We start from the raw sequence: 17,456 nt of genomic DNA, 5'->3' as shown, positions 1-17,456 counted from the left end.
TTATTTAAAATCCTTCCAAATAATACTTATCTTTGCACTTTCAATTTTAAACAAAGAGAGTATAAAACAGGTGAGACGTGTAAAAAGAGTTCTATCATCCCTTCTGTTGCTGACGCTATTTATTGTGTATCAGGTGAGCATTACGATGTTTACCCATGTACACTATGTAAATGGAGTCATGGTAGTACATTCTCACCCCAGTCATGGCAAACATACCCACTCTAAAATTGAAGTTGTAATCATTGCCCGTCTGTCCTCGTTTCATTCATTGGAGGCAGATGCGCCTATCCATATAGAAGCGATACGTCCGTTGCTTTACTGCTTGCAGCAGCAAACGGATATTCCTGTTATGCCGGAGACACACATGCGTGTAGTGTCTCTTCGTGCTCCGCCGGTAGTAAGAATAGGATAAATATTTATTTTTTTCTTACTTATACATTATACATATCTATTTTTTTATATCAGAATGAAGAAATCTATCATCCTGCTTATGCTTTTGTGCCTGAGCATGATTACTTATGCCGTCAATCCTATTAAGGAAGGCAATATGATTTCCGGCCACGTTATTGTGAAAGGAACCGAAGAGAATATCCCTTATGCTACGATACGCATTATCAGTTATAACGGAGGAAGTGTCCCCGATAAATACCGTGCATCGGGGGCGGTGTCTAATGATGAGGGGCAATTTGAATTTCGTCATCTTACCCCGGGTGAATATACTTTGCAAGTACAGGCGATGGGGTATAAGACTCAGCAAAAGAGTGTGACAGTCAGCAAGGATTTTACGGCCGTTCTCCATTTTCAGATGGAAGAGGAAAGTTTTATGACTGATGAAGTTGTTGTATCGGCCAATCGCAATGAAGTGAACCGTCGTGAGGCTCCCGTAGTGGTCAATGTGATGAGCGCCAAACTTTTTGAGGCGGTAAATTCTACTGATCTTGCAAAGTCGTTGAATTTTCAGTCCGGGCTTCGCGTGGAAAACAACTGTCAGAACTGTGGCTTTCCGCAAGTGCGTATCAATGGTCTGGAGGGACCTTATTCTCAGATATTGATAAATAGCCGTCCGATTATCAGTGCCCTTTCCGGGGTGTATGGACTGGAACAGATTCCGGTAAATATGATCGAGCGGGTAGAAGTCGTGCGTGGCGGCGGGTCGGCTTTGTTTGGTGCCAATGCCGTGGGAGGAACGATTAATATTATCACAAAAGATCCTGTCAGCAACTCTTTTCAGGTATCCAGTATGATGTCGAACATGAACGGTAAGTCTTGGGAACAATACATGGGGGGGAATGTCTCGCTGGTAGCCAAGGATAATAGTTACGGTATTGCTCTTTATGAGACATATCGCAACCGTAATCCGTATGATGCTGATGGAGACGGCTTTTCCGAATTGGGAAAACTGAATATGAATACTTTCGGGATGCGTGCTTACTACCGTCCGTCTTACAATAGCCGTATTAATATAGAATACCACACCACCAACGAGTTCCGTCGTGGTGGGAATAAGTTTGACTTGCAACCGCATGAAACGGATATTACCGAACAGACCAAACACGTTATCAATAGCGGTGGTTTGAGTTACGATCATTATTGGAACGAGGCAAAACACAAAATGTCTTTATATGGCTCTATTCAACATACGGATCGTAACAGTTATTACGGTGCGCAACAGAATACCCAGGCCTATGGTAAGACAAAAGATCTGACTTGGGTGTTGGGTGGCATGTATGTAGGTCAGATGGATAATTGTTTCTTTGCTCCTGCAACCTTTACCGGTGGTTTCGAATATCAAGACAACTCGTTACACGATGTTATGACCGGCTATCACCGTGATATGAAACAGAACGTCCGTGTGGCAGGAACTTTCATCCAAAACGAGTGGCGTATGAATCAGTTGGCAATGCTCGTCGGATTGCGTATGGATAAACATAATCTGATTGACAAGCTTATTTTTAGTCCGCGTGTGAACTTGCTTTATAAGCCTACTGATAAATTTCAGGCACGTCTGACTTATTCTACCGGTTTCCGTGCTCCGCAGGCTTATGACGAGGACCTGCATGTTACAGCCGTAGGAGGTGAGGGCATTCAGATAAAACTGGCCGATAACCTTCGTGAAGAACGTTCTAACAGTTATAGTGGCTCTGTGGACTGGACTTTACCAATCGGGCACTGGCAGGCGAATATTCTGCTTGAAGGATTTTATACGGATTTGCGTCATGTATTCATGCTTACTAATATCGGTGAGGATGAAAACGGAGATATAATTAAAGAACGCCGTAACGCACATGGTGCCCGTGTGTACGGTGCAAACCTCGATGCAAAGATTGCCCACGGACGTGAAGCGCAATTCCAGTTAGGATTTACGGCGCAACGTAGCCGCTATACCCGGGATGTAGTGTGGCGTGAGGAAACTGAGGAGGGGCTTCCCAATCTGACTACCCGTCGTATGCCTCGTACTCCGGATTATTACGGATATTTCACTTTTACTTCTGCACCGACGAATCATTTTGATTTTTCTTTGTCGGGTACTTATACCGGGAAAATGATTGTGCCTCATATGGCCGGTTATATTGATGAAGACCGTATGGAGAATACTCCCCAGTTCTTTGATCTTAATCTGAAACTGAATTATACCTTTATATTGCATGACCACATCAAATTACAACTGAATGCAGGGGTACAGAATATCTTTAATAGTTTCCAGAAAGATCTGGATAAGGGTGAATTTCGTGATTCCGGCTATTTTTATGGCCCCACGCAACCGAGGACTTATTTTATCGGCGTTAAGATAACGAATTGATTTATGCCGATAGGATATTTTCTGCATGATTCTCAAAAAAGGTAATGCAGGCCAGTGAAAAGTGCGATGTCATTCTCTTGTGAATGCATCGCACTTTTTTATTTAAGAATCAGAAAATGAACATTGTATAGAGGATAATAAAGAATTTATCTTTAGGATTGTTCAGATTTCCTAATAAATGGAGAAATGGGATAGTATTAATGGAATTTATATATATATTTGCGAAAAAATACGATAAAATGGATAATGAAGTAATCCCACAAGTGAACATCTCTTCTGAGCACGGACTGCGGAAGATAGATTTTATAGACAATGATTTTGCTATATTCAACGATGCTTGGGATATTCCTATGGATGAATATCCAAACCGTATAAATGCGGCCGTAATAGCGGTTTGTCTTGCCGGTGAAGGTACCGTTTGCATAAATTTGCAGGAATACAAACTGACTGCCGGCAATTTATTGATGACCCTTCCTGAGCAGATTATTCAAAGTTTAGGTAGAAGCGATGACTTTTCCGGTGTTTTTATTGCTGTCTCACCACAGTTTATCGACCGGACTTTTACACAAATGAAAGAACTGCTCTCTTTTATGTTTTATATCAAAGAACACCCTTGTATCCCTCTGAACAAAGAGGAGCAGGAGTGTATGATGGAATATCACTCTTTTTTATGGAAAAAAGTAAAGATGAGAGATAATGCATTCCGTAAGGAGATAGCGAAAGGTATTATTGCTGCTATGTTCTATGATATCTATAATTTTTGCCGCAAGCACATGCCTGCGAATGAGATTCGCCCTAAGAGCCGGAAGGAAGAGCTTTTTGAGAAATTTATGCGTGAAGTTTCCGCCAATTATAAAATAGATCGTTCGGTGACGTTTTATGCCAATAAACTGTGTCTTACTCCTAAACATCTTTCGGGTGTGGTGAAAGAGGTGAGTGGCAAGACGGCCGGTGAGTGGATTGATAATTTTGTAATTTTGGAAGCTCGTGCCTTATTGAAGTCCTCTGAAATGAGTGTACAGGAAATAGCCGAATACCTCCATTTTGCCAATCAGTCTTTCTTTGGTAAATACTTCAAGCATTATGTAGGTATGTCTCCTAAAGAATACAGGCGGAGCTAAGCAAGCTTATAATACTCCCGAACGAACCCGGCTCAATGTTTCCGGAGTCATCAGCAGGTACGAAGCAATGTGTGACAGAGGTGCACGCTTGATAATTTCCGGATGATGTTCGAGCAATAAATTATAGCGTTCTCTTGCCGTTTCAAAACGCCAGGAGTCCGCTTTTACTTGTGAAACGATCAATGAATATTCCAGCACCTTTCTGTAGAACAGATTGATCTCCGGGCATGTTTCCAGTAATTTTTGCAATACTGTATAAGGAAAAAGATATATAACCGATTGTTCCAATGCTTCCACCATCAGCCGGGTGGGCTCTTGCTTGAGAAGACTTTCGATGCACATCACTATACAACCTTCATAAGAGAAGTGTTCGGTCACGTCTTTACCATTTTTATAATAAAATTGGCGAACCATACCTTTCCCTACAAATATCAGATCGTGTGCTATTTGTCCCTCGTTCAGGATAATCTCACCTTTATTTACATTTTTGCGTATCAAGACTTCTGCCAGTTGCTGGCGTCCTTCTTTACTCATTTCTGGAAATCTGGAATTAACTACAGCGTCTACTGTTTCTTTTAATATGTCCATAGCGTCTTCTGATATCTTATTATTGGGTTGTGTTTGCAAAAGTACAAAAACGCTTGACGTAAATCAATAAATAGGGATAAAAAGATTTGTTTTTGCTTTAGATCAATTCGTTTTATTTTCAGACCGGTTACATTTGCATCGTTTTCAAAAGGTACACACAAATATAAGATTAGTTATGAAAAAGGTAATTAGATTGTTAGGTAAAATCGGACAAGCTGATCCGATGATTTGGGGATATGTAATGTTACATTGATTGTTCCCCTTTTTGATTAAAAACAGTTAGTTTTAGGTATTAGTTAAATTATTAGTTATGAAAAAGGTAAAAAGTGTATTTGTCTGGTTTATTGAACGGACAAATAACAATGCCGGCAGTGTATGGGGTTTTTAAAGCTATCTCCATACTTGCTTTTAATTAGGACTTGATTGAAATTATCGTTAAAGAGGGGCTGTTTTTAATAATGGCTCCTCTTTTTGTTTAGTGGTTATCGTAAGATTTTATTTGCCATCAAATTTAATAGAGTAAACCGGAATTCAATAGAATACGAGTGATATATTGGAAAATAGATATAATAAAAAAGCCCCTTAGTTAACTAAAGGGCTGATTTTCATTTTGTAGTGGGTACGAGAATCGAACTCGTATTACATGCGTGAGAGGCATGTGTCCTAACCGTTAGACGAACCCACCGATTTGAGATTTAAAAAGAGCCAAGTTTTATAACTTAGCTCTTTTTTGTTCTTTTGAGAATTTTGCGGAAGCTGGGGGATTCGAACCCCCGGTACGGTTACCCGTACGTCAGTTTAGCAAACTGGTGGTTTCAGCCACTCACCCAAACTTCCTTGAACCCGCATTCTCTCTCAAATGCGGTGCAAATATAGGGGGAAGTTTTGGACTATGCAAAACTTTTTGAAAGATTTTTTTCTACTATTTTTTCTGATTATCGTTAATTGTCTATGTTTCAAATGTTAAACAGTGAATTTTTTTTAGTTGTTTTTTATGATGGGTGGGAGGAGCTTATTGATAATATGAGAAGAAAGACTGTTTAAAGAAAAAATAATTTATAGGTTGGAGTTGTAAACTATCTATTTTCTTCTTTTAGTAATGGTGTTTATAAGCGATGGGTACTCTGCTCTGTCTTTATAATTGCTATACTCATCTAAAAAATAAGTATTTTACAGGCATAAAAAAAGGCTATCTATCCCAGACAGCCAATCTTTTGTTAACCTTAAATCTAATACTATGAAAAACACATTGCAAATATACATACTTTCTATAGAATAGCAAATAATCGGACTGTAAATCACTGTATTATAATATAAATTAAGATTTTATACGGTCTTCTTAACCCTTTGTGGCAGAAAAGGGAGAATTCCCGCTTAAGATTAGGTTATTCCCCCGCTAAAAGTAGGATTTTTCTTTTTTCAGAGATCAAACCTTTACCTACTTTTGTTTTATACGAAACACTTTAAAAAGAAAGATTATGAAAACAAAAGCTTTGAAATATTTTAAATCGGTACTATTGGTTTTGGCTATGGTAAGTCTGGCTGCTTGTGAAGTGGCAATCGATGGCTTTTATGACGATGATAACATAGGTGGCGGTTATTACAACAAGTCGCGTGAGTTGTGCAGTCGTACTTGGGTAAGATCTTATTATAATATAGATGGTTACTACTGCCGTCAGGAGATCGATTTTTATCTGGACAGGACCGGGATCGATTATATTCGTGTACAATATCCCAATGGTGGAATATCTGAAAATGAATACCGTTTCAGATGGAATTGGGAAGACTCGTCACAATCATCTCTTCGCATGATGTATGCTCCGAATGATATTTCCTATCTGGATGAAGTAAGAATCTGGGGGAATCAATTAACCGGCTATTGGGATGGTTGGGATAATTATGTGGTATTCAGGGGGAGATGACCGTTGTTTATTTGACGTAAATCAATTTACAGTTCCATTGATTTTGAATACCTTTGCACCCCGAAAATAAAGGGTAAAGGTGACACACAGAATACAACAGGAGAGCGTAAAGAGAAGGCTGGTCAAGCTGGCTGCTCCTATCTTTGTAGAGACATTGCTGATAATGATGCTTGGTGCGGTGGATACCATCATGTTGAGCCGTCATTCCGATAGCAGCGTTGCTGCGGTTGGAGTTGTCAATCAGATTATCATGTTGACATTCCTGGTGTTTGAGGTAATCAATTTGGGGACGTCCGTTTTATGTTCCCAGTATTTGGGTGCCAAACTCCAGAAAAAGGTAGTGCAGGTAGTAGGTGTCTCATTGTTGGTGAATCTGGTTGTAGGGGGAGTTATCAGCCTTTTCCTCTGTTTAATGAATACTACTATACTCGGATGGATGGGGCTTGGCCCGGAATTGATGGCCGATGGAGCCGATTATATGCGTATTGTTGGTGCTTTTGCTTTCTTTCAGGCGATATCTCTCACTTTGTCTGCATCCCTCCGCAGTGCGAACAAGGCCATTTATCCGATGCTTGTGACGGTGGTTGTCAATATTCTCAATATCATAGGAAATTATTCATTGATTTTCGGTAAGTTCGGTTTTCCCGAACTTGGAGTAGAAGGGGCTGCTATCTCGACGGCATTCAGTCGGGGAGTATCGATGGTGATTTTATTTATAATCCTTTTCCGCAAACATATCCATCGCTTTCCGTTGGCCTATTTCCGGCCTTTCCCCTGGATAGAGCTGAGAAATCTGATGAAAGTCGGGTTACCCTCGGCCGGCGAACAGCTTTCTTATAGCTCTTCGCAAGTGGTAATCACTTTTTTTATTAATATGTTGGGAGTTGAAGCGTTGGCCACCCGTACCTATTGCGTCAATATTATAATGTTTGTCTATCTGTTTAGTATTTCGATGGCTCAGGGAGGGGCTATCTGCATCGGCCATTTGATAGGGGAGAAGAAGCCCCGTGCCGCTTTTCTGTTAGGAAAGTATGTCATGAAAAAATCGGTGATGATTACTTTTATTCTCTCTTGTATCCTTGCCGTTTTCGGACATACCATTCTGAGTTGGCTGACTGTTAATCCCGATATTATCCGTATGGGAGTTATTGTGCTTATCATAGATACCGTTCTCGAGATAGGGCGCCCCATCAACATTTTTGCCACTAATGCGCTACGGGCGGCAGGCGATGTGAATTACCCTTTCTATGTGGGGTTGATCGTAATGTGGAGCGTGGCAGTAGGCGGAGGTTATCTGTTTGGTGTTCACTGGGCTTGGGGATTGTGTGGAATGTGGGTTGCTTTTTTACTGGACGAAAACATCCGGGGAATTATTTTTGTCCGTCGTTGGTATAGCATGAAATGGGTACATAAAAGTTTTGTACAGGCATAAAATGTTCCTATCTTTGCAGCGAAATAGCGCGTCCGTCTGCCAATCGGTACGCGTCGAATAATTATTATTTATGGAATGGTTATATAGTCTATTCATCGAGCATTCTGCTTTGCAGGCCGTAGTCGTACTTTCACTAATATCCGCCATCGGGTTGGGGTTGGGCAAAATACATATCTGCGGTATATCCCTTGGAGTGACTTTCGTGTTTTTTGCCGGCATTCTTGCCGGTCATTTCGGTCTTTCGGTAGATGCACAGATGCTGAACTATGCAGAAAGTTTCGGCCTTATCATCTTTGTTTATGCTTTGGGGTTGCAGGTCGGTCCGGGTTTCTTCAGTTCTTTTCGTAAAGGTGGAGTAACGTTGAATATGCTGGCGCTTGCAGTAGTGCTGCTGGGCACATTGCTTACGGTGATATGTAGCTATACGACCGGCGTTTCTCTGCCGAATATGGTGGGCATTCTTTGCGGTGCCACTACCAACACCCCTGCCTTGGGTGCGGCGCAACAAACCTTGAAGCAGATGGGCATGGAAAGCAGTACTCCCGCTTTGGGGTGTGCAGTGGCTTATCCGTTAGGGGTGATCGGGGTGATTCTTGCCGTATTGCTTATTCGCAAAGCGCTGGTGCGTAAGCAAGATCTGGAAGTCAAGGAGAAAGACGATAACAATAAAACATATATTGCTGCTTTTCAAGTGCACAATCCGGCCATTTTTAATAAGAGCATTAAAGATATTGCTCACATGAGCTATCCCAAGTTTGTGATTTCCCGTTTGTGGCGGGATGGCAATGTAAGTATTCCCACCTCTGAAAAGATTTTAAAAGAGGGAGACCGCTTGCTGGTCGTTACTTCCGAGAAAGATGCACTGGCACTGACCGTCCTCTTCGGCGAACAGGAAAATACGGATTGGAATAAGGAAGACATCGATTGGAATGCCATCGACAGTCAGCTCATCTCACAACGTATCGTAGTGACTCGCCCCGAACTGAATGGTAAAAAATTAGGTGCGCTCCGTTTGCGCAACCATTACGGCATTAATATCAGCCGCGTCTATCGGTCGGGCGTGCAATTGCTTGCTACTCCGGAACTGACGTTGCAATTAGGCGACCGGCTGACCGTGGTAGGAGAGGCGGCCGCTATTCAAAATGTAGAAAAGGTTTTGGGTAATGCAGTGAAGAGTTTGAAAGAACCGAATCTGGTCGCTGTATTTATCGGTATCATTTTAGGATTGGCCCTTGGAGCCATTCCGATCTCCATTCCGGGCGTCAGTGCTCCGGTGAAGTTAGGTTTGGCGGGTGGTCCTATCATTGTAGGTATCCTTATCGGTACATTCGGGCCGCGTATGCATATGATTACCTATACCACTCGCAGTGCCAATCTGATGCTTCGTGCATTAGGATTATCCATGTATCTGGCTTGTCTTGGACTGGACGCAGGAGCGCATTTCTTCGATACTGTATTTCGTCCCGAAGGGCTGTTATGGATTGGTCTTGGTGCCGGATTGACTATTATTCCTACGGTAATCGTGGGAGCCGTTGCCTTTAAGATAATGAAAATAGATTTCGGCTCGGTTTCCGGTATGCTATGTGGAAGCATGGCCAATCCGATGGCTTTGAATTATGTGAATGATACCATTCCGGGAGATAATCCCTCGGTTGCTTATGCCACAGTGTATCCGTTGTGCATGTTTTTGCGTGTAATAATCGCCCAGATATTGCTCATGTTCCTGTTGGGCTGAAACCGTGTTGATAATTGCCGCACTGTAATGGCGAAAGAATAAAAAAACGGAAAAACAAGAACCATATAGAAGTAATTTCAATTGTAAATAGTAAATCGTTCAATCGTAAATATAATGACTGCCCAAAGTAATATAACCCCTGAAAGCATTATTAGTGACTTGCGTTACCTGCAATTGCTGTCGCGTAGTTTTCCCACCATTGCTGATGCCAGCACGGAAATCATTAACCTTGAAGCAATTTTGAATCTTCCCAAAGGCACCGAGCATTTTCTGACAGACATTCACGGTGAATATGAAGCGTTTCAGCATGTATTGAAGAATGCTTCCGGCGCGGTGAAGCGAAAAGTCAACGAAATTTTCGGCAATACGCTCCGTGAGTCGGAGAAGAAAGAGATCAGTACGCTGATTTATTATCCCGAAGAGAAACTGCAACTGGTCAAGGCGCGGGAGAAAGACCTTGACGATTGGTATCTGATCACCCTTAACCAATTGGTGAAGGTATGCCAGAACGTATCTTCCAAGTACACCCGTTCCAAAGTGCGTAAGTCCTTGCCTAAAGAGTTCTCATATATCATCCAGGAACTGTTGCACGAATCGAGCATCGAACCCAACAAGCATGCCTATATCAATGTAATTATCAGTACGATCATTACCACCAAGCGGGCAGATGCCTTTATTATTGCCATGTGCAATTTGATTCAGCGCCTCACGATCGACTCACTGCACATTGTGGGAGATATCTATGACCGTGGTCCCGGTGCACATATCATTATGGATACCTTGTGCGATTATCACAATTTCGATATTCAATGGGGGAATCACGACATCCTCTGGATGGGTGCTGCATCCGGCAATACGAGTTGTATGGCAAATGTCATCCGTATGTCCATGCGTTATGGAAACTTAGGTACGCTCGAAGACGGATACGGCATCAATCTTCTTCCCTTGGCTACATTTGCCATGGATACTTATGCCGATGATCCTTGTACTATTTTCGCTCCTAAAATGAACTTTGCGGATTCTGCTTATAACGAAAAGACTTTGCGGCTCATCACGCAGATGCACAAGGCGATTACGATTATTCAGTTTAAACTGGAAGCGGATATCATCAATCGCCGTCCGGAATTTGGCATGGAGAACCGGAAGCTGTTGGAGAAGATCGATTTTGAGCGTGGCGTTTTTGTCTATGAAGGTAAGGAGTACGAGATGCGTGATACGAACTTCCCGACAGTAGATCCGAAAGATCCGTATCGCCTGACGGATGAAGAAAAAGAACTGGTAGATAAGTTGCACTATTCGTTCATGAATAGTGAAAAGCTGAAAAAGCACATGCGTTGTCTGTTTACCTATGGCGGCATGTATCTGGTATGTAATTCTAACCTTTTGTATCATGCTTCCGTGCCTTTGAACGAGGATGGCAGTTTCAAGCGTGTCAATATCCGAGGAAAGGAATATTGGGGTAAGAAACTGATGGACAAGATCGACCAGCTGATCCGTACTGCTTATTTTGACGAAGACGGCGATGAAGAAAAACTTTTCGCCATGGATTATATCTGGTATATGTGGTGTGGGCCGGATGCCCCGTCGTTCGATAAAGACAAGATGGCAACCTTTGAGCGTTATTTCATTGCGGACAAGGCACTGCATAAAGAGAAGAAGGGATATTATTATACGCTGCGTGATAATGAAAAAATATGCGACCGGATTTTAGAAGAATTTGGAGTTACCGGTGTGCATACTCATATTATCAACGGGCATGTACCCGTAAAAACGATCAAAGGCGAACAGCCGATGAAAGCGGGAGGCAAGCTGCTTGTGATCGATGGCGGGTTCTCGAAAGCCTATCAACCGGAAACCGGTATTGCCGGATATACATTGGTTTATCACTCCCACGGCCTGCAATTAGTGCAGCATGAACCGTTTCAGTCTACACAGAAAGCCATAGAAGAGGGGCAGGATATCAAATCGACCACTTTTGTAATCGAGTTTAATTCTCAACGTATGATGGTGAAAGATACGGATAAGGGAAAAGAATTGGTAACGCAAATCCAGGATTTGAAAAAATTGCTGGTGGCGTATAGGACGGGGTTGATAAAGGAAAAGCAGTAAAAAGGGAAAGCCTCTCCCCAGCCCTCTCCGTGGGAGAGGGAGGAAGAAATGCTACTATTTATTTGTTAATTGATTACTGAAGCTGACTCAGCTCCCTCTCCTACGGAGAGGGTTGGGGAGAGGCTTCGTTCCTATTGAATAATTATTAATCATGAATCGTTATTTATCTTTCTTTTTATTAAGTTGTTTCGGTTTGTCGGCCGGATGCGTGTGTGCGCAGAAGCCGGTAAAGCGAATCGGAGATTTTATAGAATCCACTTCTTATAATGATCATAAACGGGGAGCATCCCGCAGTTTGCAATATTATCCGGAGGGGGATGATTTTGTTTGTGTCAATGGTAAGAATCGTTATACACGTGCTTTATATGGCAGTTGGTCTCCTTTCCGGTTGGAAACGAGTGACCGGCCTGTATTTGCCACTTATGATAAACGGAACAGTAAGAATATCCGTTTCAGGATTTCCATGCCCGGTGGTTACTCGGCCATGCTCGATTCTGTAGGTTATTGTGAAGCCCGCTATACGCCCGGGCGCCGGAGTTATCATCTCACTGACCCGGCTTGGGGAAAAGGAGAACTTCGTATCTCTGCTTTGGCATTGCCGGATGTTGATGGGGCTATCTGGAAGCTGGAACCGGTCGGTTTCTCTTCTCAGTCGGTGCTTACGGCCGTTATGTCGGAGATCAAGGCACACCGTCTGAATCGTAATGGCGATATGGGTGCCGATCCGGCCGATAGTTTCGAAGCACCGGAGAATCCGCAGCAAGTGGAGACTTGTGATATGCGTCTGAAAAATGGGGTTGCTTATCTGCTGTTCCGGGATTTCTCTATTAAAATGCTTGGCAAGAAAGAGGGAAGCCGCTTGTATGAAAAGGCGGAAAAGGTTCGTGCGGAATTGGCTTCCCGTATCCGGATAGAAACGCCGGATGCTTATTTGAATACGCTGGGAGGGGCTCTTGCCCTTGCTGCCGATGGAATTTGGGATGGGCAAGTCTGGTTGCATGGTGCGGTAGGTTGGCGTATGCCGCTAAGTGGTTGGCGCGCTGCTTATACAGGGGATGCTTTAGGCTGGCACGATCGGGCCCGTACGCATTTTGATGCCTATGCGGCCAGCCAAGTCACAGAGGTTCCCAACACGATACCTCATCCGGCACAGGATTCCGTCCTTAATCTGGCCCGTTCGGAAAAGCGGTGGGGGACTCCCCAATACAGCAATGGGTATATTTGCCGTAATCCCCGCAACAATACCCAGATGCATCATTACGACATGAATCTTTGCTATATAGACGAACTGCTTTGGCATTTCAACTGGACGGGAGATTTGGAGTATGCCCGCCAGATGTGGCCGGTGCTCGTCCGCCATCTGGCATGGGAGAAGTTGAATTACGATCCCGATAATGACGGGCTTTATGATGCTTATGCATGTATCTGGGCCAGTGATGCTCTTTATTACAACAGTGGTGCCGTCACTCATTCTTCTGCCTATAATTACCGTGCCAATAAGATGGCGGCTGTTATTGCCGAAAAAATCGGTGAAGACCCTACGCCTTACCGGGAAGAAGCCGGGAAGATATTACGGGCTCTTAATGCACGTTTATGGTTGTCTGATAGAGGACATTGGGCCGAATATCAGGATTATATGGGGCATCGCCGTTTGCATGAGTCTGCCGGAGTGTGGACCATCTATCATGCCCTCGATAGTGAAGTGGCCGACCCTTTTCAAGCCTATCAGGCCACCCGTTATGTCGATACGGAAATTCCTCATATCCCTGTTCGTGCCAACGGCTTGGAAGAAAAAGGGTATGCCACCATTGCTACGACCAACTGGTTGCCTTACTCATGGAGCGTCAATAACGTAGCTTTTGCAGAGGTGATGCATACGGCACTGGCCTATTTTCAGGCAGGGCGTCCGGAAGCCGGATATAAGCTGATGAAGAGTTCTGTCCTCGACGGTATGTACATCGGTGATAGTCCGGGCAATTTCGGGCAGATTAGTTTTTATGATGCCGCCCGTGGGGAGTGTTATCGTGATTTCGGTGATCCGGTAGGGGTTGCTTCCCGGCTTCTTATTCAGGGATTATTCGGGATTCTGCCCGATGCTCTGAATGACAAGTTGGTGATTCGTCCCGGGTTTCCGGCAGAATGGGATAAAGCGTCTCTTGCCACTCCCGATTTATCTTACCGTTTCCGTCGTGAGGGAATGCGGGATATTTATACGGTCAAACAGCATTTTGCCAATCCGATGGAGCTGAGTTTACAGATAAATGCTTTTAAAGAGAGAATCGAGTCGGTGAAGGTAAACGGCATTTCTGCCAAATGGGCATTTGTAGAATCCGCTTCGGGCTGTCCGGTGATGGCTGTCACGGCACCTGCTGCCGGGGAGACGGTTGTTGAAATTATCTGGAGCGGTGCTTCCCTTCGGAGGTTTTCTCAGGAGCCGTTGGAAGTACATCCCGGACAAGACTTTTCCTTGACGGCTTTGGAAGGCACTGTTTATGATAAATTTTATGATCCTCAAGGGATACTTGTTGATCCTACTGTAGATAAAAAACGGTTAGCGGCTCGGATTTCCAGTCAAACGGGGCATCATACTTTTTTTGTATTGGTAGAACAAGAGGAAATGAAATGGTGGCAACCGGTGAATGTAAATATAAAGCAGGAGATGATGCCGGCCGTTCTCCCGTTCACTCATGTAAAGGCGGATTTGTGCGAACCAATCGATATCACTTCGGCATTCAATGCTTCGGTTACCGATATTTATCGTAATGAGTATCTTTCTCCCCGTTCTCCTTACACTACTTTGCAACTTCCGAAACAGGGAATTGGAGAGTGGTGTCATCCCACGTTGACGGCGGATATCGATGATTCCGGCATGAGAGCATTGGTACGTGACGGGCTGCTGTCTACTAATTTAGGAGTATCGTTCCGTACACCGGAAAAAGGAAATAACATCGCTTTCACCTCCTTGTGGGATAATTATCCGGATAGTCTGTCGATACCTCTTACGGGCAGAGCTTCCCGTGCCTATCTGTTGATGGCCGGTAGTACGAACCATATGCAATGTCATATTGTCAATGGGGTTGTTCGTGTGCATTATGCAGATGGAACCGCAGAGACTTTAGAACTTGTCAATCCGGAAAACTGGTGTCCGATCGAACAGGACTTTTATGTCGATGGTATGGCTTTCCGGCTCCAATCTCCTCGTCCGTATCGTCTACATCTTAAATCAGGATTGGTCAGTAATAATCTTGAAAAAGATTTGAATATAACTGGAGTATACGGACGCCCGATCGATGGGGGTGCGGGGATACTGCTCGATATGCCATTGAATCCGGATAAGGATTTGAAGTGTATAACCTTGGAGACCGTATCCAATGATGTCGTTATCGGCTTAATGGGAATTACCTTACAAAAATAAAAGAATGGATGAACCGCATTGTATTAAACGAAACATCCTATTTCGGTGCTGGCTGCCGTAGCGTGATCGCTGTGGAAGCCGCCCGTTGTGGATTCAAGAAAGCTTTCTTTGTGACCGACAAAGATCTGATCAGGTTTGGCGTAGCTGCCGAAGTAATGAAAGTATTCGAAGCTAATAATATCCCCTATGAGCTTTACAGTGATGTGAAAGCCAATCCGACCATTGCCAATGTGCAGAACGGAGTAGCTGCCTACAAGGCGTCGGGTGCCGATTTTATTGTAGCGTTAGGTGGAGGCTCTTCCATCCAATGCTTTGCTGTTACCGTATGTCATGGAGTATAACGCGGAATCTCCGGCTGCTTCGAAATACATCCGGATTGCCGGGGCGATGGGAGTAAATACGGATGGCATGACGGAGGCAGAAGGGGTGCAGGCAGCTATCGATGCAGTGAGAACCCTTTCGGTAAGCATCGATATTCCTCAGAAACTGCATGAAATCAATGTCAAAGAAGAAGATATTCCGGCATTGGCCGTAGCTGCTTTTAATGATGTATGTACCGGAGGTAATCCGCGTCCCACCTCTATAGAAGATATTGAAGCTATTTATCGGAAGGCTTTTTAAAGTTCCGGGTACCGGTATTCCGCTTAAAAAGAGTGTAACCAACATTTCTATTAAATTTAAAATCACCCATACCACAGTTTTAACTGCGCTGTAAAAGTTGGATATAAAACTTTAGGAGTGCAGTTCTATTTGACTGTGGCATGGGTGATTCTATTGAAAGGGGCATTTTCTTGGTTCCTGTTTTTGTGAAGTTTCACGGTTTTAGTTGCCGTCCGGTTTTTCTATTTCTGTAAACGGACTGTCATTCCAATGAAAGTTTTCCACAGCGTCCGGATGTGCCGGATCGTAAGGCTGGTAATCTTCCCTCAGGTATTGAATAAGGTCAATTTCTGCTTTCTTCATCCCTTCGATCACACATTTGGCAATCTGATATGCACCATAGGGGTTGAAATGGGTATTGTCTTCCAAAGCTTTATCTTGTCCCGGATAAGTACCTGCCGGATAGTGTACGAAAGCTTTCTTTGAGGCTTCTACTCCCATGGCTTCGTATAGGGTGCGGGTCATTTCGTTCAAGTCTATTAAAGGAACGTTCTCTTTGGCGGCCAGCCAACGCATGGCATCCGGATAATCCTCGTGTGTGTCTTGTATTTTACCGTCTGCTCCGAAACTGCGACGTTGGGTCGGGGTGACCAATACGGGATGTGCCCCGTGTGCACGGGTTTCGTCTATAAAGGTTTTCAGGCTGGTCATATAAGAATAGAATGCTCCTTTCCCGGGTCCTTTCTGCTTTTGGTCATTATGGCCGAACTCCATGAACACATAGTCTCCGGGCTTCATTTTGGTTAGTGCCTTTTTCAAGCGTTTGGCTGCAATGAATGTATTGGCGCTTTCTCCGGATTCGGCATAATTGGCAAAGCAGATATTTTCATTGAAAAAACGTGGAATCATTTGTCCCCAACTTCCCCAAGGTTCATTATCCTGGTCTACTACTGTAGAATTTCCGCATAAAAAGACAGTGGGGACATTGTCCGTTCTCTCTATCGTTAATTCCGATACGCAAGGTGATTTTCCATTAAATTCTAATGTCAGCTTATCGTCCCAGTTCAGTTTGCGTTTTTCACGAGGTTTGATGCGTACTTGCTCGGTGTCCGAAATACGGGTGTTTCGCTTATTGATGGTAAATATGCAAGGTATCATTTCTCCTTTCTCGCTTTTAATGTTCTCAAAGAACAAACGACGCGATTCGCCTCTTATGGTAGTTTCTCCTCTCTTCTTACCGGATCCTAACAGTACTGTTATTCTATAATTTCCATCGGGAATTTGTACGGAAAAGAAAAAAGGAGCTGTATCTGAGGAGGTCGATACTGGCTGCAAGTCATAGCCGTATCCTTTACTTTCCGAAAAGAGATCGGTAGGGGTAACTTTAATGTAACCTTCTTTTGTGCTTTTTTCTTGCCTGAAATCGAATTTATAGTTTTGTGCCGTACTTGTTAAGACAGTGAATAATCCAACTGTCAAAATAGAAATGTTTTTATGTATTCTCATGATAATATAATATTGAAAAAGACTTTCTGTAATGAAAGTGCTAATTTACAATATTTTATTGTTAAAAGGAATACTGAATTGCTGTGAAAAATAAGTTTCGAATATTGTACTATTCTATATGATGGAAAAAGTATTTAATGTGCTTTTTCAATGCAGGGATTTTCAAACTGAGCTGATGTTTTTTTACGTTGACCCCTGATGTTGCGTTGATCCGGGGTCAACGTAAAA

At 43.4% G+C, this 17,456-nt stretch carries 10 protein-coding genes, 2 tRNA genes and 1 pseudogene; 9 read left to right on the top strand and 4 right to left on the bottom strand.

From position 1 onward, the window contains the following. The first annotated feature begins 70 nt into the window (after positions 1-70). The 3 genes from QVP90_RS09930 to QVP90_RS09920 all read left to right on the top strand — a co-directional run bounded on the left by QVP90_RS09930 (position 71) and on the right by QVP90_RS09920 (position 3,921). On the top strand, positions 71-412 hold the full coding sequence (locus QVP90_RS09930) for a hypothetical protein (RefSeq protein WP_005923129.1): 342 nt from the start codon (positions 71-73) through the stop codon (positions 410-412). A 54-nt stretch (positions 413-466) separates the two neighbouring features. Then, on the top strand, positions 467-2,800 hold the full coding sequence (locus tag QVP90_RS09925; RefSeq protein ID WP_221656929.1) for a TonB-dependent receptor: 2,334 nt from the start codon (positions 467-469) through the stop codon (positions 2,798-2,800). Between the two features lie 239 nt (positions 2,801-3,039). Then, a complete protein-coding gene (locus QVP90_RS09920; protein WP_005923127.1) occupies positions 3,040-3,921 on the top strand; it encodes an AraC family transcriptional regulator in 882 nt (293 codons plus the stop codon). A 6-nt stretch (positions 3,922-3,927) separates the two neighbouring features. Here QVP90_RS09920 and QVP90_RS09915 read toward each other — a convergent pair whose 3' ends face one another. The 3 genes from QVP90_RS09915 to QVP90_RS09905 all read right to left on the bottom strand — a co-directional run bounded on the left by QVP90_RS09915 (position 3,928) and on the right by QVP90_RS09905 (position 5,346). Continuing rightward, complete coding sequence (locus QVP90_RS09915) at positions 3,928-4,509, bottom strand: Crp/Fnr family transcriptional regulator (RefSeq protein ID WP_005923124.1); 582 nt, start codon at positions 4,507-4,509, stop codon at positions 3,928-3,930. Positions 4,510-5,122: 613 nt separating this feature from the next. Next, positions 5,123-5,194: transfer RNA gene (locus QVP90_RS09910), tRNA-Glu, on the bottom strand. 65 nt (positions 5,195-5,259) lie between these two features. Then, a tRNA-Ser gene (locus tag QVP90_RS09905) sits at positions 5,260-5,346 on the bottom strand. 641 nt (positions 5,347-5,987) lie between these two features. Between QVP90_RS09905 and QVP90_RS09900 the strand changes: the two genes are divergently transcribed. The 6 genes and pseudogenes from QVP90_RS09900 to QVP90_RS09875 all read left to right on the top strand — a co-directional run bounded on the left by QVP90_RS09900 (position 5,988) and on the right by QVP90_RS09875 (position 15,743). After that, entirely contained in the window at positions 5,988-6,431 is a 444-nt protein-coding gene (locus tag QVP90_RS09900; protein ID WP_021936318.1) for a hypothetical protein, read from the top strand. A gap of 79 nt (positions 6,432-6,510) precedes the next feature. After that, positions 6,511-7,863, top strand: a complete 1,353-nt coding sequence (locus QVP90_RS09895; protein ID WP_021936317.1) for an MATE family efflux transporter — start codon at positions 6,511-6,513, stop codon at positions 7,861-7,863. Positions 7,864-7,933: 70 nt separating this feature from the next. Next, complete coding sequence (locus QVP90_RS09890) at positions 7,934-9,598, top strand: putative transporter (protein ID WP_005923113.1); 1,665 nt, start codon at positions 7,934-7,936, stop codon at positions 9,596-9,598. A 114-nt stretch (positions 9,599-9,712) separates the two neighbouring features. Next, positions 9,713-11,707 (top strand): fructose-bisphosphatase class III, encoded by a 1,995-nt coding sequence (locus tag QVP90_RS09885; protein ID WP_005923110.1) that lies wholly within the window; start codon positions 9,713-9,715, stop codon positions 11,705-11,707. Between the two features lie 151 nt (positions 11,708-11,858). Then, on the top strand, positions 11,859-15,122 hold the full coding sequence (locus QVP90_RS09880; protein WP_021936316.1) for a DUF4450 domain-containing protein: 3,264 nt from the start codon (positions 11,859-11,861) through the stop codon (positions 15,120-15,122). Between the two features lie 8 nt (positions 15,123-15,130). After that, positions 15,131-15,743: pseudogene (locus tag QVP90_RS09875) on the top strand (iron-containing alcohol dehydrogenase). Between the two features lie 201 nt (positions 15,744-15,944). Here the strand turns inward: QVP90_RS09875 and QVP90_RS09870 are convergent. Next, positions 15,945-17,228 (bottom strand): rhamnogalacturonan acetylesterase, encoded by a 1,284-nt coding sequence (locus QVP90_RS09870; protein WP_264380787.1) that lies wholly within the window; start codon positions 17,226-17,228, stop codon positions 15,945-15,947. Between the last annotated feature and the right edge of the window lie 228 nt (positions 17,229-17,456).

The sequence above is a fragment of the Bacteroides sp. CAG:189 genome (assembly GCF_000432295.1).
GTDB lineage: Bacteria > Bacteroidota > Bacteroidia > Bacteroidales > Bacteroidaceae > Bacteroides > Bacteroides salyersiae.
Note: the sequence above shows the minus strand (reverse complement) of the source record. Positions and strands in the feature narration are given on the sequence as shown.